This window comes from Variovorax sp. LjRoot290, assembly GCF_964253985.1.
In the GTDB taxonomy this organism is placed as follows: domain Bacteria; phylum Pseudomonadota; class Gammaproteobacteria; order Burkholderiales; family Burkholderiaceae_C; genus Variovorax.
This window is the reverse complement of the sequence record NZ_CAXURW020000002.1, coordinates 1176242-1199805: the sequence shown is the minus strand read 5'-3', so window position 1 is coordinate 1199805 and position 23564 is coordinate 1176242. Positions and strand designations below refer to the sequence as shown.

At 65.5% G+C, this 23564-nt stretch carries 19 protein-coding genes and 1 pseudogene; 17 read left to right on the top strand and 3 right to left on the bottom strand.

What is annotated here, in order from left to right; all coding sequences use genetic code 11:
- Positions 1–12: 12 nt before the first annotated feature.
- From ACSQ9A_RS34760 to ACSQ9A_RS34725, 8 genes are read left to right on the top strand one after another with little or no spacing between them, the layout of a single operon-like run.
- Positions 13–969 (top strand): Bug family tripartite tricarboxylate transporter substrate binding protein, encoded by a 957-nt coding sequence (locus ACSQ9A_RS34760; protein WP_436307303.1) that lies wholly within the window; start codon positions 13–15, stop codon positions 967–969.
- A complete protein-coding gene (locus ACSQ9A_RS34755; RefSeq protein ID WP_436307302.1) occupies positions 966–1709 on the top strand; it encodes a cupin domain-containing protein in 744 nt (247 codons plus the stop codon). The genes ACSQ9A_RS34760 and ACSQ9A_RS34755 overlap by 4 nt, the downstream gene beginning before the upstream one ends.
- A gap of 10 nt (positions 1710–1719) precedes the next feature.
- Positions 1720–2274, top strand: coding sequence for a 2,4'-dihydroxyacetophenone dioxygenase family protein (locus tag ACSQ9A_RS34750; RefSeq protein WP_436307301.1), 555 nt, complete (start codon positions 1720–1722; stop codon positions 2272–2274).
- A gap of 23 nt (positions 2275–2297) precedes the next feature.
- Entirely contained in the window at positions 2298–3545 is a 1248-nt protein-coding gene (locus ACSQ9A_RS34745; RefSeq protein WP_436307300.1) for a CaiB/BaiF CoA transferase family protein, read from the top strand.
- Positions 3542–4306, top strand: coding sequence for an enoyl-CoA hydratase-related protein (locus ACSQ9A_RS34740; RefSeq protein ID WP_436307299.1), 765 nt, complete (start codon positions 3542–3544; stop codon positions 4304–4306). The genes ACSQ9A_RS34745 and ACSQ9A_RS34740 overlap by 4 nt, the downstream gene beginning before the upstream one ends.
- A complete protein-coding gene (locus ACSQ9A_RS34735; RefSeq protein WP_436307298.1) occupies positions 4291–6099 on the top strand; it encodes an acyclic terpene utilization AtuA family protein in 1809 nt (602 codons plus the stop codon). The genes ACSQ9A_RS34740 and ACSQ9A_RS34735 overlap by 16 nt, the downstream gene beginning before the upstream one ends.
- Positions 6096–7256, top strand: a complete 1161-nt coding sequence (locus ACSQ9A_RS34730; RefSeq protein WP_436307297.1) for an acyl-CoA dehydrogenase family protein — start codon at positions 6096–6098, stop codon at positions 7254–7256. The genes ACSQ9A_RS34735 and ACSQ9A_RS34730 overlap by 4 nt, the downstream gene beginning before the upstream one ends.
- Before the next feature lie 59 nt (positions 7257–7315).
- Positions 7316–8410 (top strand): SMP-30/gluconolactonase/LRE family protein, encoded by a 1095-nt coding sequence (locus ACSQ9A_RS34725; RefSeq protein ID WP_436307296.1) that lies wholly within the window; start codon positions 7316–7318, stop codon positions 8408–8410.
- A 651-nt stretch (positions 8411–9061) separates the two neighbouring features.
- On the opposite strand, the pseudogene ACSQ9A_RS34720 reads toward ACSQ9A_RS34725, so the two are convergent.
- A pseudogene (locus tag ACSQ9A_RS34720) lies at positions 9062–9169 on the bottom strand (FAD-dependent oxidoreductase); the annotation flags it as partial.
- A 239-nt stretch (positions 9170–9408) separates the two neighbouring features.
- Between ACSQ9A_RS34720 and ACSQ9A_RS34715 the strand changes: the two are divergent.
- Together ACSQ9A_RS34715 and ACSQ9A_RS34710 are read left to right on the top strand one after the other, a co-directional pair.
- Complete coding sequence (locus ACSQ9A_RS34715; RefSeq protein ID WP_436307295.1) at positions 9409–10536, top strand: AlbA family DNA-binding domain-containing protein; 1128 nt, start codon at positions 9409–9411, stop codon at positions 10534–10536.
- A gap of 215 nt (positions 10537–10751) precedes the next feature.
- Positions 10752–11654: a hypothetical protein gene (locus ACSQ9A_RS34710; RefSeq protein ID WP_436307294.1), complete on the top strand. Its 903-nt coding sequence runs from the start codon at positions 10752–10754 to the stop codon at positions 11652–11654.
- 186 nt (positions 11655–11840) lie between these two features.
- On the opposite strand, the gene ACSQ9A_RS34705 is transcribed toward ACSQ9A_RS34710, so the two are convergent.
- Positions 11841–12206 (bottom strand): hypothetical protein, encoded by a 366-nt coding sequence (locus ACSQ9A_RS34705; RefSeq protein ID WP_436307293.1) that lies wholly within the window; start codon positions 12204–12206, stop codon positions 11841–11843.
- Between the two features lie 99 nt (positions 12207–12305).
- Between ACSQ9A_RS34705 and ACSQ9A_RS34700 the strand changes: the two genes are divergently transcribed.
- The 6 genes from ACSQ9A_RS34700 (at position 12306) to ACSQ9A_RS34675 (ending at position 20359) form a co-directional block, all read left to right on the top strand.
- Positions 12306–12929, top strand: coding sequence for a TIGR02466 family protein (locus tag ACSQ9A_RS34700; protein WP_436307292.1), 624 nt, complete (start codon positions 12306–12308; stop codon positions 12927–12929).
- 47 nt (positions 12930–12976) lie between these two features.
- A complete protein-coding gene (locus ACSQ9A_RS34695) occupies positions 12977–15592 on the top strand; it encodes a fused MFS/spermidine synthase (protein ID WP_436307291.1) in 2616 nt (871 codons plus the stop codon).
- A gap of 137 nt (positions 15593–15729) precedes the next feature.
- Positions 15730–16176 (top strand): copper chaperone PCu(A)C, encoded by a 447-nt coding sequence (locus ACSQ9A_RS34690; RefSeq protein WP_436307290.1) that lies wholly within the window; start codon positions 15730–15732, stop codon positions 16174–16176.
- A 60-nt stretch (positions 16177–16236) separates the two neighbouring features.
- Positions 16237–18444, top strand: a complete 2208-nt coding sequence (locus ACSQ9A_RS34685; protein WP_436307289.1) for a hypothetical protein — start codon at positions 16237–16239, stop codon at positions 18442–18444.
- Positions 18445–18551: 107 nt separating this feature from the next.
- Positions 18552–19412, top strand: a complete 861-nt coding sequence (locus tag ACSQ9A_RS34680; protein ID WP_436307288.1) for a peptidyl-prolyl cis-trans isomerase — start codon at positions 18552–18554, stop codon at positions 19410–19412.
- Positions 19409–20359, top strand: coding sequence for a HupE/UreJ family protein (locus tag ACSQ9A_RS34675; protein ID WP_436307287.1), 951 nt, complete (start codon positions 19409–19411; stop codon positions 20357–20359). Before ACSQ9A_RS34680 ends, ACSQ9A_RS34675 begins: the two co-directional genes overlap by 4 nt.
- A gap of 304 nt (positions 20360–20663) precedes the next feature.
- Here ACSQ9A_RS34675 and ACSQ9A_RS34670 read toward each other — a convergent pair whose 3' ends face one another.
- On the bottom strand, positions 20664–22058 hold the full coding sequence (locus ACSQ9A_RS34670) for an esterase-like activity of phytase family protein (protein WP_436307286.1): 1395 nt from the start codon (positions 22056–22058) through the stop codon (positions 20664–20666).
- Positions 22059–22296: 238 nt separating this feature from the next.
- Between ACSQ9A_RS34670 and ACSQ9A_RS34665 the strand changes: the two genes are divergently transcribed.
- The gene (locus tag ACSQ9A_RS34665; RefSeq protein WP_436307285.1) at positions 22297–23451 is read left to right on the top strand and encodes an ABC transporter substrate-binding protein; all 1155 of its coding nucleotides are present in this window, start codon (positions 22297–22299) and stop codon (positions 23449–23451) included.
- Positions 23452–23564 lie beyond the last annotated feature (113 nt).

The window sequence follows — 23564 nt, the reverse complement described above, 5'->3', positions numbered from 1 at the left end:
TAGGCGAATAGAGTGCGGATCCTCTTCCTTCTGATAGCCGGCCTGCTTGCGCTGACTGCGACGGCGGCCCCCGAGGCATACCCGGCCAAGCCGCTCAAGATCATGGTTCCGTTTCCGGCCGGCAGCGGCACAGACGCGGGGGCGCGCGTGCTCGGCCAATGGCTCACCGCCAAGACGGGGCAACCCGTCATCGTCGACAACCGCCCGGGCGCCTCGGGGTTCATTGCGGCACAGGCGGCGGCCGCTGCGGCGCCGGACGGGCACACCCTGCTCCTGACGACCAACACCACGCACGCCGCCAACCCGGCGATGTTCAAGAAGCTGCCCTACGACCCTGTGAAGGACTTCGAGCCGGTCAGCACGGTCGGCAGCGCCGGATTGCTGCTGCTCGTGCCGGCAGCCAGCTCCTATCAGGACATCGGCGCCTTTCTCGCGCGGCTGCGCGCCGGCGGCAAGCGGCTGCACTTCGGCGCCGGCAACTCCTCCAGCCGCATCGCGGGCGAGCTGCTCAAGACGGCCATCGGAGCCGATCTGCTGGCAGTGCCCTACAAGGGGACGCCACAGGCCCTGACCGACCTCATGGGTGGGCAGGTCGACTTCATGTTCTGCGACATCGGCCCGGCGCTGCCGCTCGTGATGAGCGGCAAGCTGCGCGCGCTGGCCACCTCGAGCGCCGATCGCGAGCTGCTGCTGCGCGACGTCCCCACCTTGAAGGAAGCCGGCTTGAAGGACTTCGAGATGACGGTGTGGTCGGCGGTCTTCGTTCCCGCGAAGACGCCGAAGGACACCGTCGCGAAGCTGAGCGAGCTATTGCGCGCCGCGCTCGCCGATCCCGCGGTGCGTCAGGAGTTCTCCAACACCGGCGGCCGCAGCCGCGGATCGACGCCCGACGAGCTGCGCGCGTTCGTGAAGTCGGAAATGGCCAAGTGGGCCGCCGCCGCCAAGACCGCAGGAATTCAACCGGAATGAAGCAAACCAACCCCACCATGGTGAGGGCAGCCGACGTGGCCGCCTATGCGCCGGCCAACCACACCGGCACCTCCAACGTGCGCGTGATCTGCCCCGAGACCGTCGGCGCGACAGCGCTCGAAGTGCTGATCGGCACGATCGTGAAGTCGCACGGCGCGAAGCCGCACGCGCATCCGCACCTGGAGCAATGCGCCTACATGATCGAAGGCACCGGCGAGTCGCAAGCCGAGGGCCGCGTGGAAGTGATGGGAGCCGGAACCTGGAGCTACGTGCCGGCAGGCGCGTTCCATTCGTTTCGCGTGACCAGCGACCAGCCCGGGCGGGTGCTGGTCGTCTATGCGCCGCCGTACGGCGAGAACCCGGCGCAAACGATCACCGAAACCGACCCCGCAGTCTCGCCGCGCGGCAAAGTCCGCGTGCTGGCCGCGGGCGACGCCATTGCAGCCACCGGTGCCCTCATCGACCGCGACTCCGTCGGCGCGCAGTGGGTCGAGATCGAGGTCCTGCACATGGCCGACGGCGGTGCGCTGTCGTGCGCCCCGAGGCCGGACGCCGAGCAGGTGATCTACCTCGAAGACGGACACATCGATGCGCGCGCCGGCGAGCAGGATTTCCATCTCGCACCCGGCGACTTCCTGTTTATCCCAAGCGGGGCCGGCGTGGCCCTGCGCTGCCCGACGGGCCGGCGGGCGTCCGGCTTCTTCATCAAGGGACGGCTCCCGTCCTCGCATTCACTCTGAAAGGAACCCCATGACCGCACGACTGCCCACCCAACTCACCACGACCACCGGCGCCCCGCTGCCGCTGCCTGCGATGCCGCAGGACAGGCTGCTGACCGTCAACATCGAGCAGATCCCGCTGTTCAAGGACATCCTCGGTGTCCCCGGCATCCACATCAAGCCGCTGCGCCTGGACGCGGAGCGCGGAGAGTGGGTCTTCATGGCCATTTGTGCCCCCGGTTGCGCCCTGCCGCTGCACTACCACACCGGTCCGGCGCAGGTGTACACGCTCTCGGGTCGCTGGTGCTACCGCGAGTATCCCGACCAGCCACAGACGGCGGGCTCGTACCTGTACGAGCCGGTCGGCTCGGTGCACACCTTCTATTGCCCGGAGGACAACACCGAGGACACGGTGGTCATCGCCTGGCTCGAAGGCGCGCAGGTCAGCTTCAACGACGACGGCACGTTCCACTCGCTCACTGACGCGGTCCTGATCCAGCACCTGACCGAAACCGCGGCGGCGGCGCGCAAGCTCGGCTCGGTCGGCTACATCCGCGGACACGGCGCCGACGTGAACGGTTCCTGACCGCAAAGAGGAGCACGGGCCGAATGAAAAACGACTCGAGCCAAGCCGGGCCTCTCGCAGGCCTGCGCATCATCGACATCACCGAAGTCGTCATGGGTCCTTCGGCGACCCAGATGCTGGCGGACCTCGGTGCCGATGTGATCAAGGTGGAGCCTCCCGGCGGCGACATGCTGCGCGCCACCGGCCCCGGCGGGCGCGCGGGCGCCGGCCCGTTGTTCCTCAACCTGAACCGCAACAAACGCAGCATCGTGCTGGACCTGAAGCGCACTGAAGGCAAGGAAGCGGCACTGAAGCTCGCGCAGACAGCCGACGCGCTGGTCTACAACGTGCGGCCGCAGGCGATGAAGCGCCTCGGGCTGGATTACGAAGCGGTGCGGCAGGTAAACCCGCGCATCGTCTATGTCGGCACCTTCGGCTTCAGCCAGCGCGGCCGCTATGCGGCGTTGCGTGCCTTCGACGACCTGATCCAGGCGGCCGTCGCGATTCCCGAGGCCAGCCTGCGAGCGGGATCGGACGTGCCGCGCTACGCCCCGCTCAACCTCTCGGATCGCGCGACGGGCCTGTACGCCTTCGGCGTGATCTGCGCGGCGCTGCTCGCGCGCGAACGAACGGGCCAAGGGCAGGCCGTCGACGTGCCGATGTTCGAAACGACCGCGCAGATGATGCTGGGCGACCATCTCTACGGCCACACGTTCGTCCCGCCGCGCGGCGGCTTCGGCTATCCGCGGCTGCTCAACCCGCAGCGGCGGCCGTACGCCACGAAGAACGGCCTGGTGTGCCTCGTCGTCTACACCGACGAGCAGTGGAAGGCCTTCATGCGCACGGTCGGCGAGGCCGAATGGTTCGAGAGCGACCCGCGCTTCGCCGACGGCGAATCGCGCACGCAGCATGTCGAAGCGCTCTACGAGATCCTCGCCGACAAGCTCAGCACGAAGACCACGCAGGAATGGCGCGGGCTGCTGGAGCCGCTCGGCATCCCGGTGCTGCCGGCGCATACCTTCGAGTCGCTGATCGACGATCCGCACCTGCAGGACATCGGGTTCTTCCAGCAGTACGAGCATCCGACCGAGGGCACCCTGCGGACCATGGCGGTGCCGAGCGAGTGGCCGCAGACGCCGCTGCCGCCGCTGCGACCGCCGCCGCTCGTCGGCGAGCACAGCGCGCAGGTGCTGGCCGAGGCCGGCTACTCGCCGCAGCAGATTCGAGAGATGGTCGAGACCGGCGCGACGCAAGTGGCGACGGCAGCAAGCGAAATGGGAGTCGAGGCATGACGACATTCGTCAAGGAAAGCCGGCAAGACGGCCGGCTGGTGCTGACCATCGACCGTCCTGAGCGCCGAAATGCGCTCAATGCAGAAGTGATCGCCGCGTTGCAGGATGCCCTGCATCGCGTGAAGGCCGACCCGACGGTTCGTGCCGTGGTGCTCACCGGCGCGGGCGAGGAGGCGTTCTGCGCCGGCGCCGATCTGGGCGCCAATGCCTTCGAGTTTGATTGCGCGACACCCACCATCGCTTATGCGGACCTCCTGCGTACGGCGCGCACGCTGGCCGTGCCGCTCGTCGCGCGGGTCAACGGCGCCTGCATGGCCGGCGGCATGGGGCTGCTCGCGATGTGCGATCTCGCCCTCGCGGCGCCGCACGCGATCTTTGGGCTGCCGGAGGCCAAGGTCGGCGTGTTCCCGATGCAAGTGCTGGCCGTTCTGCAGTCGCAGGTCCCCCAGCGCTGCCTCGCGCAGCTGTGCCTGACCGGCGACCCGATCGACGCCGCGCGAGCCCGCGAGATCGGCCTCGTCAACGAGGTGGCGGACGACCTCGACGCCGCGCTCGAGCGGCTGCTCACCCGCCTGCAAGCCAACTCGCCCACAGCGCTGCGGCGCGGCCTGTATGCGATGAAGGCGATGCGGTCCATGTCCTTCGAGGAGGCGATGGCGTTCGGAGAAGGGCAAATCGGGCTGCTGGCGATGACGCAGGATGCGCGTGAGGGCATCGCGGCATTCAAGGAGAAGAGGAGGCCGCAATGGACCGGCAAGTGAACGCCGCGGGTTCGGGCAAGCTCGTGCGCATCGGCGGCGCCTCGGGCTTCTGGGGCGACAGCCGCCTGGGCCCGGAGCAACTGGTGCGCCACGGCGGCATCGACTACCTCGTGTTCGACTATCTGGCAGAGCTGACGATGTCGATCCTCGCAGGCGCGCGCATGAAGAAGCCGGAGGAAGGCTACGCCACGGACTTCGTGACGGTGGCGCTGCGCTCGGTGCTGAAGCAGGCCGTCGAGCAGCGTATCCGAATCGTCAGCAACGCGGGCGGCGTGAACCCAAAGGGCTGCGCCGCGGCGGTGCAGGCATTGGCCAATGAACTCGGCGTGCAAGTGCGCGTCGCGGTCGTGGAAGGCGATGACGTGCTCCCGTTCGCTGAGGCGATGCGCCACGAGGGTGCTGTCGACATGTCCAATGGCGAACCATTGCCGAAGCGCCTCGTCACGGCGAACGCCTACTTGGGCGCACTGCCGATCGCACGCGCGCTCGAATCGGGAGCCGACATCGTGATCACCGGGCGCTGCGTCGACAGCGCGGTCACCCTCGGGGTGTTGATGCACGAATTCGCCTGGACGTCCGACGTCTTCGACCGTCTTGCCGCGGGCAGCCTCGCTGGCCACATCATCGAATGCGGCTGCCAGGCCACCGGCGGCTTGCACACGGATTGGGAGCGCGTGCCGGATTGGGCCGACATCGGGTATCCGATCGTCGAGTGCCGCGAAGACGGCGGCTTCGTCGTCACCAAGCCGCCGGGCACGGGCGGGCTCGTCACGCCGGGGACGCTTGGCGAGCAGCTTCTTTACGAGATCGGCGATCCCGCCAACTACCTCCTGCCGGACGTCACGTGCGACTTCCGTGCGGTGCACCTGGAGCAGGTGGGGCAGCATCGTGTCCGTGTGACGGGCGCACGCGGCCGACCGCCAACGAACACGTACAAGGTCAGCGCCACCGCACACGCGGGTTTCAAGGTGTCGGGGCAGCTCACCATCGTGGGGATCGATGCCCCCGGCAAGGCGAAGCGAACCGGCGAGGCGCTGCTCGAGCGCGGACGGCGGCTGCTGCGCGAGCACGGGTTCGAGCACTTCCTTGCCACGAGGATCGAGCTGCTGGGCACCGAGTCCGCTTACGGCCCGCATGCGCGGACACTGCCGACGCGCGAAGTGGTGCTGCGCCTGACCGTCACGCATGCGGAACGGCGCGCACTGGAGATGTTCAGCCGCGAGTTCGCCGCTCCCGGCACATCATGGTCGCCGGGTACCACCGGTACGGGCGGCCGTCCCTCGGTGTCGCCGGTGTTGCGGCAGGTCGCCTGGCTCATTCCCAAAGAGCAGGTCACGCCCACCGTGACGATAGACGGCACGACCACCATGGTGGCGTCGCCGCCACCACGGCCCCAGGTCGCGCCAGATCCGCTTGCGAGCGCAGCACTCGCGCTTCCCGCAGGTCCGCGCAAGACCTTGCCGCTCGTGAAGATCGCGCTCGGGCGCAGTGGCGACAAGGGCGACACGTCCAACATCGGCCTGATCGCGCGCCATCCGGCACTGGTGCCCGTGCTGCACGAGCAGGTGACGACCGAGCGTGTGAAGGCGTACCTCGGCCATCTGGTGCAGGGGCAGGTCCAGCGTTACGAGCTGCCCGGAATCCATGCCATCAACCTGGTGTGCGAGCAGGCGCTCGGCGGCGGCGGCATGGCATCGCTGCGCAATGATTCGCTCGGAAAAGGCATGGCGCAGATGCTGCTCGACATGCCGGTTCAGGTCCCTGAAACCTTGCTGCAGCAACTCCCGGCATGAACTTCGACTTTTCCGGAGACCAGCTCGCGATCCGCGACGCCGTCGAGGACCTCTGCGCCGGATTCGGCCCCGGCTACTGGCTCGACCGCGACCGCGACGGGCGCTGGCCGAACGAGTTCTGCGAGGCCATCGCCCGCGGCGGCTGGTTCGGCGTGACGATGCCCCGCGAACACGGCGGCGCCGGACTCGGAATCTCGGCGGCCGCGATGGTGATGCGCACCATCGGTACGCTCGGCTCGGCAGCCGTGTCGTCGGTGCACCTGAACCTGTTCGGCCCACAGCCGGTGGTCGTGTTCGGCACCGATGAGCAGAAGCGGCGCATGCTGCCGCCGCTGATCGACGGAACCGATCGCGCCTGCTTCGGCGTGACCGAGCCCAATGTCGGATCCGACACCACGCGCGTGCAGACCTTCGCCCGCCGCGACGGCGACCGCTACATCGTCAACGGCCAGAAGGTCTGGACCTCGACCGCGCAGCACGCCAACAAGATCCTGCTCGTGGCGCGCACCACGCCCATCGAGGACTGCGCACGCCCGATGGACGGCGTGACGCTGTTCTACACGGACCTCGATCGCTCGCACGTGCGCGTCTGCGAAATCGAGAAGATGGCGCGCAAGGCCGTGGACTCGAACGAACTGTTCATCGACGGGCTGGAGATTCCCGCCGAGGATCGCATCGGCGAGGAAGGCAAGGGCTTCAAGTACTTGCTCCACGGGCTGAACCCCGAGCGGATCCTCGTGGCGGCATCAGCGCTCGGCGCGGGCGAAACGGCGCTCGAGCGGGCCACGGCCTATGCAAAGGAACGCGTCGTCTTCGGCCGGGCGATCGGCAAGAACCAGGCGATTCAGCATCCGCTCGCGGAATGCTGGATGCGGCTGCAATCCGCCGAGCTGCTGATGTGGAAGGCCGCTGCGCTCTACGACGCCGGCAAGCCGTGCGGGGTCGAGGCCACTGCGGCCAAGTATCTCGCCGCGGAGGCCGGCTATGAGACGGCGTTGCGAGCTGTCCGCACGCACGGTGGGTTCGGCTTCGCGAAGGAGTATCACGTCGAGCGCGGGCTGCGCGAAAGCGTGCTCTCCCTGCTCGCTCCGGTGACGCAGGAGCTCGCGCTTTGCTACGTGGCCGAGCAGGCGCTCGGACTGCCGAAGTCGTATTGAGCGGCGGACATCACCCACCGGATCCATCGGGACGATCCATCAACTTAGGAGACATGAGAATGAACAAAGCCAAGGCACTGCTGGTCTTGCCGATGCTGATATGGCTGGTGTTGCTCGCGACACCGCTCGCCGCCAATGCGTGGGAGCGTGGCAAGGTCGAGACATTCGCCACGCTGCCCCAGGGGGAGGCGCACCCGGAGGGGATCACCACCGACCGCGAGGGCAACGTCTATGTCGTCACGGTGGCGGCGAACAAGCCCAGGACGAGCGAGGGAACGCTCCTTGTGTTCGACCCGCAGGGCAAGCATCTGCGCAGTGTCGGCATCAAGGGCTCGGGCAGGTTGTTGCTCGACGTCGCCTTCCATCCACAGACGGGCAAGTTGCTCGTGGTCGATTACGGGGCCGGGAAGGTCCTGAGCGTCGATCACATGTCGGGTGCCTCATCCGTGTTCATGACGGTCACGGGCAAGCAGCCCGGCCTCGACGGGATGACCTTCGACGGCGCCGGCAACGTGTACGTGACCGACGCCCATCAGGGCATCATCTGGAAAGTCGGACCCGACGGTGGCGAAGCGTCGGCATGGGTCAGCAGCGCACTGCTCAAGCCGACGAGGATTCCGCCGACCATCGGCGCGAACGGTCTGGCGTTCAACAACAAGAAGACGGCCTTGTTCGTCGCCAATACGGCGAACGACACCATTGTCAAGATACCGGTGAACGGCTCGACGCTCGAGCCCGGCACGCCTGAAGTGTTCGTCAACCGGATCGGCGGCGGGCCCGACGGTCTGCTCATCGACGAGCACGACAACCTCTGGATCGCGTGCAACCAGTCGAACGAGATCCTCGTGCTCGAGCCCACGCAGGGCCGCGTCGTTGCCAAGCTGGGGGACTTCGGAGGAATCGATCGCAACGGTGCACCGGTCGGCTTTCTCTGGTCGAACAGCCTCGTATTCCACGGTGACGACGTGCTTGTCACCAACCTGTCGCTCGATGTCGAGACGGCTATTTCGCAGCTTGCCGACGAGCTTGGCCTGGGGCATCTCGTGGGACGGAATCTGCGGACCATCGATGGACCGTGGGCTCGCCAGGTGGAGGCCCACACGATCTCGAAGATCAAGAAGCGGATACCGGAGCGCGGTCCGGGATTGCGCTGACGTGAACGAGCTGCTGGGGCGCGATGCACGAGCACCCTCGAGAACACCACAGAAACGCCTAACCGCGCTGAACATTGGCTTAGAGGTCTGGCATTCAGAGCCCGTGGAAAGTGCCGACTCTGAAGGAAAGCTCGGACCGCACGAAACCAGTTCCCGTGTAGTTCAAGTGCTCGGGCTTGCTCGCGTCGAAGGCAGGTGGTGCCTTGCTGTGAAGGCAATGCGCCTAGTCGACGGGTTCTATGAAGGCGACATGAGCTGTCCTCTTCAGAATCAGTACGCCGCCGGGGCCCCGGCTCCACTCCTCAAAGCTTCACGGGGTTTGCGAATTGCGGCGTTGCAAGCGATGCCAATGTTCCTGGCTGTCGTTAGCGAGCATGTCGCCTCTACGATCCGTGAGATCGAAGACACTGCTGACAAGCTCCAGCAGGGGCGTCGGCCTAGTCCGGTAGTCGGGAGTTTTTAACCTCGAGCCAACACGGCACCCGGCAGGCCGGTAGCGCACCGCCGCTGTTAATGGCTAGAAGTTGGTGATCAGCAGCTCACGCGACAGCGAGCGGTGATCGGCAGAGCCCACCATGTATGTGATGGAAAGGGGCTGCAGGCTCAGGCTCGCGATCGCTGTGCGCATTTCGTGAATGTCTTTGACGCTCACGTTTCACCGCCTGGCAGGATGGAAGAAGCGGCAACGCCGCTGAGCGGCTTGGTCGCGACAATGAAGCTGTTGGCGGGAAGAACCGTTTGCTCAAGTCCGGGCCACATCGCTGCGATCTATGCGCTCGGCGAGATCGCGCACGAAGTTCACGGCGATGAGGACGAGTCTTCGGATGAAGCTGGATGCCGCGCCCTCGGGGTCCCGGCGGAAGTCGGCTTTCTGGCACGGTTTCGTACTCTCGCTTCCGGCCAGAACTGGACGTTCGTCACGGCCGTCCAGTATTCTTCATCGTGGGGCACCAAGTGCTCTAACCGGAACCCGTACGAGCCGTGTCCAGGAGGCTGAAATGGTGAACAACGAACTGCTGGACGCGCTCCGCTACAGAAGCGAGGGCACCGACCTAGACTTCAAGGGTGAGCAGTACCGCTTCGCGGGCGGGAACGATTTTGAGAAGTCGGAGATGCTGAAGGCCATCCTGGCCATGGCAAACGCGTGGCGTGAGGGGACAGGCTACATCTTGCTCGGACTCAAGGACAACCGACCCCACCTGGCAGAAGTAGTGGGCATCTCAGAGAGCATCGACTCCAGGCTGCAACAGTTCGTCAACAGCAAAGTGAAGCCGAAGTTGACGTTCCGCTACGAGGAGCACCTGTACGAAGGCAAGACCGTCGGAGTCATCACGCTTCCCAAGCAAAAGCGTCCCTTCTTCATTGCGAATCCCTACGGCAAGTTGAAGAGCAACGTTGCGTACGTGCGCCGCGGGAGCAGCACGGAGGAGGCCGAGCCCACGGAAGTTGCAGCCATGGCCTTGGCTGATTCCGGACGTGGGCAGGTGCTGTTGGCCCTTTCCGTGCTTACGCCGGACAACGAGGTTCTGCCTGAAACCGTCGCGCTGAAGTACTTGAACTTCCCTGAGAAGCTGCCCGACTTCGAAAGTCCACCCGAGAGGTTGGGTCCGTTTGAGATTTCGGTTCGCGCTCACATGTGGCACGACAACAGGGACTTCTGGCGGGAGTATGCGGAATACGCTCGCGTGAACGCGGCTCTCATCGAAATGAAGCTCGTACTGAAGAACCGCTCAGAGACGTCGTTGTCGAACGCCAAGTTGGAGGTTTCGGTGGAGCCGCTTGACGGACAGTCTTTCCAGATGCTGGCTGGCGCGGATTTGCCGGACGAGCCGAGCAGCCAATGGAGTTCCATGGCGGGCCTGCGTAGCTTGCCTGAAATGCTCGACCGGTGGGAGGCCCGCCTTGTTGTCGACGAAGGCGGCGTCCACCCAATCTGTCATGTTCGATTCGGCTCTCTGCTACCTGGCGAAGAGGGTCGGTCGTCCGACACCCTTGCCATCTTGCCCTGGAAAGCTACGGCTGCACTTCCGTATCCTCGCCGGGGAACTCGCCGCGCCTCAAGTGTCAGAGCGCGTATTGGAAACGACGGGGGAATCGACGTCGCTCGATGTCGACGGACTCGATGAGATGTACGACCAGGCCGTGCTGGCACGATATCAGTCTGAGTCGGGTTAGTCCCTCGTCAGGGCTTACCTTCGCGTTCGTGCAGGCGGCAAGGTTTGGATCTAGCAAGCGATCCTCAAGGAGGACGGGTACATGAACACAAGGCAGCTTGGCGCTCTTATGTACTTATCGAGCCGATTGCCTGCGGCTGATGCCCGAGATACAAATCACCCTTCGGGTGCTCGCCACGACCAAACGGAAGCTGCCGCCCGCCAGCTCGGAGGACTTTGCCATGCCAAAGGTTCGGACCCCTAAGCCATCAGATGGCCGCACGTTAGTTGATCGGCTGCTTGATCGAATCAAGAACAACAGGGTGGCCGCAGTTGTCATCATTGCCTGCCTCGGCATTGGCGCCCTCGCGAGCCTCACAGATTCGACCCGGAAGCTGACCGACGCGCTTTCTTCTCTCACCAGCAAGAGCGTCGCCGGCGAGTGGAAGTCGCACGCGGCAGCCTTCTACCCGTCCTTCGGCCAAGAGTTCATGCGGCTGCACCTCCAGGAGCCGACGGCCGACCAACTTGTGGGCTTTGTTCAGTTCAGCGGGAACGAGGAAATGCGGCCCAGAATCTTCCCGATCCTCGAAGGCAAGCGCAGCGGCAAGTCGCTCAGGCTCTCGTTCGACAGCGGGGATCGAGTGCGTGAGATCGTGGTGGGGGATCTTGCAGGCAGCGAGCTTCGTCTCGTGTATCAAAGAGAAGGCCGCGGCGCAGTTTCGGCGACGGCTCGCCACGTTGTCCAGGCGACACAGCTCGTCGATGGCAGATTCGGGATCCTCTACAAGAGGAAGGAGTACCCCGACCATCGCACGGCATGCCTCCAACTCCTGAAGGACCTCGATCCGCCGGAGATATACAAGCAGTCTGAGCCCCCCGATGAATACGGAAATGTCCACTGCGTGGGGCAACATGCCGACGGCCGTGGCGGATTCGACATGTTCCAGAACAGCGTTCGGCAGCAACTGATCTGTCCACCGAACTCGAGAGGCGCTCTCGTTGATGGCAAGACGCCCAAGTCCGCGAAGGGCTGCGAGTGCGATGGCGAACTGATTGCGTCGGGCTCGCAGTGTGTTCCGCGCGCCTAGGCAGGCAAGAGGAGCAGCTTTCGCTTTTGGCCCATCTGAGTCGTAGGCCGTCGCGCTACGAAAGGCTGCTTCCGCTGCGTTAGAGACATGCGGAGTGTGGACGACCAGTCATGTGGTCGGCCGCGTCGACCTAAGGCGTGCGCAGGTGGTACGGATGAGCGCTCATGAGCTTCGGCGACTCGGCGCCTAAAGGCGACGCAGTAGCAAGCCCACCAGCGCTGCGCCGGCAGCGCTCACGATCAGCGTCAAGGTCACCGTCGAGCCGGGCTCGGGCGTAGCCGGAGGACGCGCAGCGGCAACGGGCCCAGGGGGAGGCAGCGCTGCCGGTTGCGTGAAGGGGTTGAAAATCGCCCCACCGAGACTGCTGTCGCGCCCGGCCTCGACGGTGCTCACGCCCTGCCGGATCGAGGACGATCCTTCGTCCGGCAGAGCGGATGCGATCTCCCTCGGAATCTCGAGCGTGTTGAAATCGACCTCCGCATGAGCGGCGGGAATCGCAGCGAGCGCGAGCAAGACCGCGCCTGCGAGAATTTTTTGAAGGATGAAGTGCATGGAGGGGCGGGTAAGTGCACATCGCATGGTGTGCTGTCCCTGTGACAGACCGATGAACCGGGCATCGCAATGTCAAATGCGGCAGCGAGAATTCATGGCATGGATGAAATCATTGGGCTCTTTCCCACCCCGTTCATGCGTGTGCCGGCGGCACTCGGCCCCGACCTGGTGAACGGCCTGGTCCGGCACTTCGCCGCAGCGGCCGTGCGCTCCAACAACTCCTCGGCCAACCTGTCGCATACCGAGATGCTCCAGCCCGGAGACAGCCCGCTGCTGGTCGAGTGCGCGAACCTGATCATGCCCAAGCTTGTCGATTTCGGTGCGCTCCTGTTCGGAGAGCGGATCGGGTGGTCGGTCAAGGAGATGTGGGTGAACGTGCTGAACACCGGTGGCCGCCAGGCCATGCACAACCATGCGAACAGCTTTGTCTCCGGCGTGGTGTATCTGACCGCGACCCATCCGGACGCACAGACCGTCTTCATGAAATCACCCGGCGGTTCGGACTTCGCCTTCAGGAACGATCACAACCGGACGACGCCCGGACCGTACAGCGCGGACAAGTGGGTCAGCCCGGCGCCACAGCCCGGCGACCTCGTGCTGTTTCCCAGCTACCTCATGCACGCGGTGCCGCCCAATCCCGGCGAGCAGCGCATCACGATGTCGTTCAATGCAATTCCCGCCCGGCTGGATTCCTGGGGCTACAAGATCACCTTCGGTGGCTGAGCATCTGCTGTCGTTGAACTGACAAACTGCAAGGGTAGGCTGGCCGCTTGTCTGCCGTCCCGCTCAGCCAGCATCGCGTCCATTCACATGGCACCCGCCGTCGGGCCGCTTACGGCCTGATGGTGGCGTCCGGCTTCGCCGGGCTCGGCTATCAAATCGTCTGGACGCAGCAATGCGCGTTGTGGCTGGGCCACGAGTCGGCCGCCATCCTGGCCGTCATCGCTGCCTTCTTCGGTGGCCTGGCCGTGGGCGCGCTGGTCTTCGGTCCCCGGATCCATCGCAGCAGCCGTCCCGGGCGCTGGTATGCGGCGTGCGAAGCAACGATGGCAGTTTGGAGCGTCTTGCTGGCGCTCCTGCTGGCCCCGGTCAGCCATGCGCTGCTCGACCTCACTGGCGCTCAACCGGCGCCCTCATGGGAGTGGGCGGTGGCGTTCTTCGGGACCTTCCTCGTGCTGCTGCCCGCAACCGCCGCGATGGGCGCGACGCTGCCGGCCATGGAGCGCGTGATGGCGCAGCTCGGCCGCACGGGAGACCGCATCGCCGGGCTCTACGCATGCAACACCCTTGGCGCGGTGCTCGGCGTGCTCGTCGCCGCCTTCTGGCTCGTGCCGGATTTTGGCCTCGCGCGCACCGCCGGCGTGTGTGCGATGCTGAATGTGCTCTGTGCCGCTGCGGCACTCGGCCTCTGGTCGAACGAGATCGTTGCCGTCGCCGCCACGTCAGAGTCTTCCGTCCGCCGGCGGGAGCACCGCGCCCTGGTGCTGCTCTCGATCACGGGCTTGCTGGGAATCGGCTATGAGGTGCTTGTCGTCCGTGTGCTCAGCCAAGTGGCCGAGGACACTGTCTATACCTTCGCGATGCTGCTGGCGGTGTACCTGGTGGGCACGGCGCTGGGTGCCGCTGCCTATCAGCGCCGTTTCGCGGAAGCCGGCAGTCCAGCGATTCGCGCCCGCCTGCTGTGCCTGCAAGCAGCGGCTTGCCTGCTCGGCACCGGAACGCTGTGGGCGGCCGAGGACGTCAGGAATCTCGTGACCGCGGGGCTTGGCGCAGGCATGGCTTCCGCGCTCTCGGCCGAGGCCGCATTGGCGCTCATCGCATTCCTGCCGCCCACGATCGTGATGGGAGCACTGTTCAGCCATCTCTGCATCGAGGCGCAATCCGGTCATCACAGCTTTGGCCGTGCCTTGGGCTTCAATACCCTGGGCGCTGCAGCCGCACCCCTGCTGTTCGGCGTGGTGCTCGTGCCGGCGCTGGGGCCGAAGGTCGCACTCTTGCTGGTCGCCGCGGCCTACCTGGCGCTGGCCTTGCCACGGATGTTGCCGACGCTCGCCTTCTGGGTACCCGCTGGGGCAGCGCTCGCTGTCGCTGCGTTCGCGCCGGCGCTGGCCTTCATCGACCTGCCCGAAGGTGGCCGCGTCATCACCTACCGCGAGGGCGTCGCCGCGGCGGTCAGCGTTGTGGAAGACGCAGCCGGCGTCGCCCGACTGCGGATCAACAATCGTCAGCAGGAAGGAAGCAGTGCGACCTTGCACGCCGATGCACGGCAGGCACTGCTCCCGCTGCTCCTGCATCCGGCGCCCAAGCGCGCCTTGTTCCTCGGCTTGGGCACGGGCGTGACGGCGACCGCCGCGGCGAGGGATCCGACGCTGCAGGTCGACGCGGTGGAACTGCTGCCGGAAGTCATTGCCGCCTCCGCGCACTTCACCGGCTCTCTCGAAAGCGGTTCGCCCGAAGATCGTCTTCGGGTGATGGCAGCCGATGCACGTCGTTTCGCGAGAACCGCCCCGGAGCGCTACGACGTGATCGTTGCCGACAACTACCATCCGGCGCGCAGCGGCACCGGGTCCCTGTACACGGTCGAGCATTTTGGGGCGGTGCGCAAGCTCCTCACGGCGCACGGCGTGTTCTGCCAATGGCTCCCGCTGCATCAGCTCGACCTCGATTCCCTGCGCAGCATTGTGCAGGCCTTCCTTGCGGTGAATCCGCATGGATGGGCGACGCTCGCCACCAACAGCCTCGAGACACCTGTGCTCGGACTCATCGCCGGTGGGGACGGGGAAGGTTTCGATCGCGCACAGCTGACGGAACGCCTCGCCACTACAAGGCTGCCGCAGCGCCTGGCCGACTTCGGCATCGCGGACGAGTTCGGTCTCTTGGGCGGATTCGTGGCCGGTCCTTCAGCCTTGACCCGCTTCGCAGGAAACGCGCCGGCCAACACCGACGACCGCCCCATCGTCAGCTATCGGGCCCCTCGCATCACCTACGCGCCGGATTCGTTGCCGCAGGACAGGCTCTTCGCCCTGCTGCACGAGCTGGCGCTCGAGCCACATGACCTGGTGAGCGGCGGCTCGGATGCCGCCTGGTCGCAACGCCTGGCCGCGTACTGGGTGGCGCGGGACCGATTTCTCGAAGCGGGACGGGGAGTGCGGCCCTCCAACGATGTTCGGCGCATGTTGTCGCAGGTGCGCGAGCCTCTGCTGGCAGCGTTGCGCACGAGTCCCGATTTCCGCCCGGCATACGACCCGTTGCTGCACATGGCCGTCGCATTGGCACGCACCGACTCTGCGGGGGCTCTTTCGCTCCTCACCGAGCTTCAGCAGGTACAACCGGCCCGGCCGGAGGCAGCGCAGGCATCGGCCGAGCTTCGCGCCAAGACACCGTGACGCGGCCTGCCTTTCCCGGGTCCTTGCCCCGCGTCGCTGTCGTGAGGATGTCATGGTGGCTCCCTAGGGTTCGGGTCATCTTCAACGTTCCGGCCAAGCCCCGAGTCGACGCCGAGCTGCAGTAGGAGTCCGAACCCATGGGTCACATCATTCACCGCCGCGGTGTCCTCAACGCCGGCTTCGCACTGATCGGCTCGCTGCTCCTTCCATCGGCGCACGCTTGCGAGTTCTATAGCGACAACCTCACGATCATCCACCCCTGGACCCGGGCCTCGGCGCATGGCGCGAATTCGGCCGTTGTCTGCATGGGGTTCAAGGACGTCGTTCAAAGCGATCGGCTCATCGGTGCGACGACGGAATTGGCCGAAGGCGCCGAACTGGGCGGAAAGGGTGAAGGACAGGCCGTCGACTTTCTCATCCAGGAAGGTCAGACACCCGAGCTGAGCGAAGCCGGCGTGCATCTGCGCCTGACCGGCCTCAAGCTCCCCCTCGAGGTCGGACGGCAGTATCCGATGACGCTCTTATTCGAGAAGACCGGACCTATTCCGACTCAACTCACCGTCGAGTACACGAAGTTCCGCTGATCTGCGCAATACGTCACTCCGCAGAACGGCCTCACACAACCCCCCACCTGGAGCACCTCGATGAGAATCGGAATCACAAAAAATCAGATCGCCATCGCTGCCGTGGCGGCGATCGGCGCCACCGCGCTGATCGCCGCACCCAGCATTGCCACGGCGCGCGACAAGAAGTCCGGCACCTACGTCACGGGCGACTTCCACAACCACACCACCTGCTCGGACGGTGCGATCTCGATGCAGAAGCTGGTCAAGAAGTCCACGGACACCGTCGACACGCCTTGGGGACTCGACTGGTTCGTGCAGGCGGGCCACGGCGGCAGCGGCAACCGCAACTGCACCTTGGCCGAGGACGAGAGTCTCGGCACGCCCGCCTATCCCTACACGGGCGTGCCGCCGACCACCACATGGACCAACACCATCGGTGCCGCGAACCTCAAGGGCCTGAACGGCGGCGTCGGCGGCAATGGCAACATGTGGCGCTGGCAGTCGATCCAGGAGTATCAGTACCCGTTGCTGGAGTACCTGGCGCGCCTCAAGGAGCTGCCGCTTTTCATCGGCGTCGAGTCGGTGGTGGCCGGCCATGAGCATTCCTCCACTTCCGTCATCACGGGCCAGATGCCGGCGTCGGCGAAGGGCACGAAACTGCCCACAACGCCAGGGTACACGCCGCTGGGCAATGCCACCGCCATGGCCCAATGGGAGTACTGCTTCGACCGCAACGACACCGACACCAGCCGGGGCAATCTTGCCGTCGGCAACGCCACCGGCAACAACTGGAACTGCTCGGTCACCGGCAGCTTGAACGCCGCGGACCCGAGCTGGAACGCGACGGCGCAGAAGCTCATTCCTGCCACCGGCGCTGGCACCGGAGTCCGGGGCCACATGAAGACGGTCGAGGCCGTCAAGTGGATGGCCGAGAACCATCCGCTGGGCAGCTACTACGTCCCCGCCCACCTGGAGCGGGCCGGCCCCTTCAATCCGAACGGCAACAACGGCTACAACATCGAGCACCTGCGCAACTTCAACAACGCGGCGCCTAAGACCGCGTTCGGATTCGAAACCCAGCCCGGCCATGGCGCCTCCTCCGACCGCGGCGAATATTCGCCGAAACGCAACAACATCGGCGGCGTGCTGGTCGACTCCGTGGGCGGAACGACCTACGGCGGCACGGGCGTCTACGGCGCACAGGTCGGTGGCGTGTGGGACGCGCTGCTGGGCGAGGGGCGCAATTTCTGGTTCTTTGCCAGCTCCGATTGGCACAACCGCGGCATCTTCGGACCTGACGATCGCAAGTCCACCCAGGACTTCTTCCCCGGCGAGTACCAGCGCGACTTCGTGATGGTCCGCGACGACGGCAAGGACAAGGGCCGCGGCGGCAAGGTTGACCTGACGCCCCAGTCCATCGTGAACGGCCTTCGCAGCGGCAACAGCTTCACCGCCAGCGGCCAGTTGATCGATCGGCTCGCATTCGTCGCATGCGCGTCCTACCCGCGCGGCAAGTCCACGCCTGCTCTCGATGCCGTGGGCAATGGGGTGGTGGAGGCGATCGCACTCGCTGCTGCCTTGAAGAACACCGACGTCGATCACGAGGAATGCGCCACGATGGGCGAAAAGCTGGTGGTGCGCCCCGGTGCGGAAATCATCGTGTCCATCGTGGTGCGCGACCCCTCTGGCTTCAACTACTCGCCGTATTCGTTTCCGAATCCGTCGCTGGCGCAGGTTGGCCTGAAGCAGCCGCTGAACCAGCCGGTGCTGGATCACATCGATGTCATCCGCGGCATGGTCACGGGCTACAAGAACCCGAATGATCCGACCAGCTACGCGGGCGAGTGGCCGCGCGACTGGCTGGTCAATCCCAGCATGGCGAACGTTCCGGCGGCCGCCAAGAACACGACCGCTTCGGTCATCAAGACCTTCAACGACACGAGCTGGAAAGTCGTGGGCGGCGAGTACCGGAGGATGAGCTTCCGTCTGCCCGCGCCGGTCAACGCCTCGCAGTACATCCGTCTGCGCGGCACCAACCTGCCGCCCAGCGTGCCGAACGAAACCGATGCCAACGGCAATCCGCTGGCCGATCTCGCGACGAACGCGAGCGGCCTGGCCAACCTAGCGATCCCCTGCAACCACACGGATTGCCCAGCCCACCTGGGGGTGAGAAATGGGCAGAAGTATGTGAGCTACGACGTCGCCGCCTGGTCTGATCTCTGGTTCTACAGCAACCCGATCTACATCGAGGTCAAGGGTTCGACGATGGTCGCCGGAGTCCGGTAAGGCTCCTGCGATTCACGGCAGGTCCAGGCGCCGGCGGTTCTGCCGGCGCCTGTTTTCATGGAGGTGGACGAAGCGTCCGCCACCTCGTCTCGAAGTTCAATCGAAGAATGTCCACTCCTTTGCTCCGTCCCGATGCTCAACCCACGGTGCCTGAAGGCGAGCCTTTCCTGCAACGGTGGCTGCGCGAACCCCTGCTGCACTTTGCTCTGCTGGGCTGCCTGCTGTTCGGCGTCGATCATTTCATCGTGAGCCGCAAGCACGACCCGCGCACCATCGTCGTGGGCGCCGAAATCGATGCGGAAGCCAGGAAGCTGTTTGCTGCGTCGCGCGGGCGCGAGCCCGATGCGGACGAACTGAAGGTCCTGCGCGAGCGCTGGATCGACAACGAGGTGCTCTACCGCGAAGGGCTTGCATTGCAGGTCGATCAGGGCGACACGGCCATCCGGGAGCGGGTGATCTTCAAGGCGTTGAGCATGGTCGACGCCAGCGTCAAGCTGCCGCCGTTCGACGACGAACTGTTGCGGCGTTGGTTCGAGTCCAAGCGCAGCAGGTATGACGAGCCCCAGCGCTTCGACTTCCAGGAAGCGGTGGTTTCCGCAGACGCCTCGGAGCCGGCGGTACGTGCCTTCGCCGAGGCCTTGAACAACGGAACGCCCGGCGATGCCAAGGCAGGGCTGCGGGTGTTCAAGGGCCGGCCGCGCGACAACCTGGTCCAGAGCTACGGGGCCGATTTCGCCAAGGCGCTCGAACAGGCGCCGCCTGGCGCATGGCGAGCGCTGCCCACCCGCGATGGCCTGCGGGCGATCCGGCTGGATTCCATCACGCCGCCGAAGGCTGCCGATTTCGAAGCCCTGCGAGGCGTGGTGTTGCAGGACTGGACCGATGCCACCCTGGCGGATCAGCGAACAGCCGCGGTCCGCGCAATGGGCAAGAAATACGCGGTCAAGATCGAAGGCGACACCAAGTGAGGGGCCTGCTGAGAAAACTGCTTTCGACGGCACTGGTGTTGCTGGCTGCCTGCGCCGGCGCCCACGAGATGAGCATGGCCGAGATGGAAGTCCGCGAGCTTTCGCGCGGCGAGTTCCTCTGGCAATGGACTGCGAGCGGCAATCTTCCGGCCGGCCAGGATCTCGCGCCGGTGTGGCCCGACGGATGCCGCGGAGATGCGAATACGGTGAGCTGTGGGAACGCCGGAATGACGGGGGCGCTGTCCGTCGAAGGCGTCGGAAGGCGCTACTCGGCAGCCATGGTCAGGATCTTGTGGCTCGACGGCCAATCGCGCGTCTACACGCTGACCGCGGGCCAGCCGACAGTCCACCTCTACGGCTCCGCTGACGACAGGCGTGGCGTCGGAGAGATCGCATCGGCCTATACAGTACTCGGCATCGAGCACATCCTGACGGGCTGGGATCACCTGATGTTCGTGATCGGCCTGCTGTTCCTGGTCGGATTCAACCGGCGCCTGATCCTCACTATCACGGCGTTCACGGCCGCGCACAGCCTGACGTTGGCGAGCAGCGCGCTTGGCCTGCTGACACTGCGGCCGCCTCCGGTGGAAGCCACGATCGCGCTCTCGATCATGCTGGTAGCCGGCGAGGCGCTTCGCCAGCGCTTCACGCTGGCACGGCAGTGGCCCGCCCTCGTGGCCTTCCTCTTCGGCCTGGTCCATGGGCTCGGGTTTGCCGGCGCCCTGAAGGAAATCGGGCTGCCCGAGAACTACCTGTGGATAGCTCTGCTCACCTTCAATGTCGGTGTTGAGCTCGGCCAGTTGATGACCGTCGCGGTAGCATGGCTGGCGTACCGTGCCGTGCGGCAGATGCCCGTCATCCAACACGCACGGGTGGCCACCCTTTACGCCATCGGCACCATGGCGGCGTATTGGTCGTGCGAGCGCATCCTGGCCATTCTTGGCTGAGTCTTCACGGGTTCATTCATGTGATCTCATCCTTGGCGATCCCTAGCGGTGCGCCCGTCCAACGTCCGCCAAACCGCTACTCAAGTCTCGTGCACTTAGACCGCTTAGCCCACAAGGGCTCAAGCGCCGACCGGCGCCGTTGCGCTGCGGTTGTCCTGCGGCCTTCGTCTTCATTGGCTTCATCCGTAGCGGGAGCGGCATGCGCCACGACCGGAGACGACGTCTTCGCGGCCTACTTCGCAAATGGCTTCTTCGGCGAAGCCTCGTAGTCGCGACGCACTGACGGCGCGCCGCGCGGTTGTGCTCAGTCGTCGTCCCAGTCGTAGCTTCCTCCGCGATGGTCGCGATCGCGGCCGTGGCCCTGATCATGATCGTTTTGGCCGTGGTGATCGTGATCATCGTCGTCGTTCGTCAGCGAGAACGGCAGACGGATCTTCAGGAACTCGGTGTTGTCGGACGCCAGCTCGCGTCCGCCGCCATACGGGAAGTTGTTGTCATTGACGACAAGTAGCGTGCGGGGGCCAAGCACCAGCACGTCCTCGATCGTCGTGTACGGGAACGTGAAGATCCTCTGGCCGTCGGCGTTCAGGTCGAACGGATCGGCGAGGTTCATCAGGTCGACGAGCTCGGTCTTGCGCACCGTGCCGCCTTCAGGCACGCCCTGCAGGTCGATCAGGAACACCTTCTTGAATGGGGCCGGATTCGGCGAGGTGGCCGTGCTGCCGTTGCGCTCGAGCACGATGAAGCGGCGATCATCGACCGCGACCATGTCGCCGATGTTGGTGCCGTTCAGATCGAGCGGATAGACGTAGCTGCGACCGGTGTAGTGTTCTTTCGCGAGATCGAATTCGTTGATGCGGCGCGTCTTTGCGGGGTCGCCAGCCACCAGGCCTTCGAGCAGCGTGTAGAGCTTGGTCTCGCTCTTGTTGATCGCCATGCCTTCGAAGCCGCCCGAGCTCGGCAGGTTTGCCGTCACCTTGCCTGCGATCACGTCCTTGTGCTGCGGCGCGTAGACGCCCGGCAGCGGGATCTCGCTGCGCAGCACGGTGCCGTTCGCGTCGGTCTTGATCAGGTACGGGCCGAACTCGTCGCCGAACCAGTAGTTGCCCTGGCGGTCGCGGCGGAACGACTCGACGTCGAAGTCGGCGCCGGTGAGCAGGCGGCCGGCACGGATGCCGCGGTCGACCGGCGCGTTGGCCGGATTGTTGTAGTAGTTCGCGTAGTCGGCCTGGATCGGGACCGTCAGCTTGCGGTGCGCATCGTTCAACTGCAGTCGCGTGCGCGCGTCGAACCATGGGCGGGCCTTGCCGCTGTCCAGGTCGGCCGGCTCGATCGTGCCGCGGCCGCCCTTGGGCGTGCGCCAGAGGATGTGCAGCGCATAACTGCGCAGCAGCGCGTCGGCCGAGCTCGCCTGCGAGCCGAAGCCGTTGTCGACCAGGAACTGGAACACGTCCTTGCGCGGCCCGTCGAGCACGCCCGAAAAGCCCTGAACGGGCTGCTTGCCGACGTACGGCGGCACGTTCGTGCCGTAGGTGTTGGGCGCGGTGAACTGCCCGGACGTCGGGCCGTCGGCGAAGGTGGCGGCCGGCATCTGGGCCCAGCCGATCAGCATCTGCGCATGAGCGGCACCGGCGGTCAGCAGCAAGGACGCGGTGAGCGGCGTGAGGGCGTGCCGCACGACGGATGGGATCGAACGCATGTCATTCCTCGGTCGAGTAATGGAATGCGCGCGATGCTGGCCATGTGTCGTGTCAAGCCGTTGACATGCGTGTGACGCTTAGCAGGCTGTGCTGGCCGGCTGCGGCGATCTCGAGCGCGCGCCGCGCGCCCGCGCCATAGCTCCCGCGTCAAAGAACGACCGCAGAACGTGACGCACTGCTCGCGGGCATGGCGCGCACAGGTCAGGATGACAAATCGGACTTCTAGAATGCCCCGCCATGAACCCTTTCCATTCCGCTCGACGGCGCCAAGTCGTGCTCGCCGCTGCCGGCGCGGCGAGCCTTGCACTGCTGGCCTCACCGGCCACGACGTCCCTCGCGCAACCGCGCGCATCCGAGGGTGCAGCGTTGCGGCTCACGCAGTTGTTGGATGTGTCGCCCGACCAACAGGAGATCTCGCGCGACTACGCGGCCGGCATCCGGCTGGCCTTCGCCGATCTGAAGAAGACGAGCGGCCTGGCGTTGCAGCTCTCGACCGTCGAGACCGACGGCACGCCCAGTGCTGTTCGCAAGGCAATTCAGGCGCTGAAAGATGACCCTGCCCAGCTCGCCCTGCTCGGCACCGTCGGCGAAGGCTTGGCGCTCGCGAGCCTTGGAGAGGCAGCGCAGGCCAAGCTGGACATCGCGCACGTGGCACCGTGGCTCGCCGATTCGCAGTTCGATGGCGACCCGCGCCTGTTCGGTCTTTTCGCCTCGCGCGAAGATCAGATCCGCTACGTGCTGAAGAACTTGGCCTCGATGGGCATATCCGACCTCGGCGTGATCTATTCGAGTCCCAGACACGCCGCGGCCTTGCAGACGGGCACCAATGCGATCACCGCTCGTCTGCAGGTCAGGACGCGCGCATTGACCGTCCCAGCCGGCCAGGACCTTGCGATCTTCGCGTCGAAGCTTCCGCCCGACACCCCGATCTTTCTGTTGTTCATGGGCGGCGCCATCGATCTGGCCTTGTTCACCCGCGGCCTCGCCCAACGCGCCATGCAGCGCTACGTGATATGTCTGTCGGATGTGGACACCAACACCTTCCTCCAGTTGAATCCCGGCAAGTCGGTGCCCATCATCTTCACGCAGGTCGTTCCCGATCCGAATTCCAGCAAGGTGCCGGTGGTGCGCGCGTATCGCGATGCGTTGCAGCGCCTGTTCGACGAGGCACCGACGCCAGTGAGCCTGGCAGGCTACCTGGCGGGCCGCTATGCGGCCGCGGTGCTGGCGGGCGCGGGGCAGAACCCCACGCGGGCACGGGTGCTAGCCGAGTTCCAGCGGCGGCGCGCGATCGATCTCGATGGCTGGCGCTTCGAGTCCGCAGACAAGGGCCGCGCCAGCAGCTTCGTGCGCCAGACGCTCCTGAACGCCAACGGCAGCTTTGTCGGTTGAATCGGGAGCGCTGGGGAGCAGGACCATCGGGGCAAGAGTTTGCTGCAGTTCGCCTCTTCATTCTGGGCCTCGCAAGTTGAGGATTGAGCGAACAGCGTCACGGTCTTGCGACC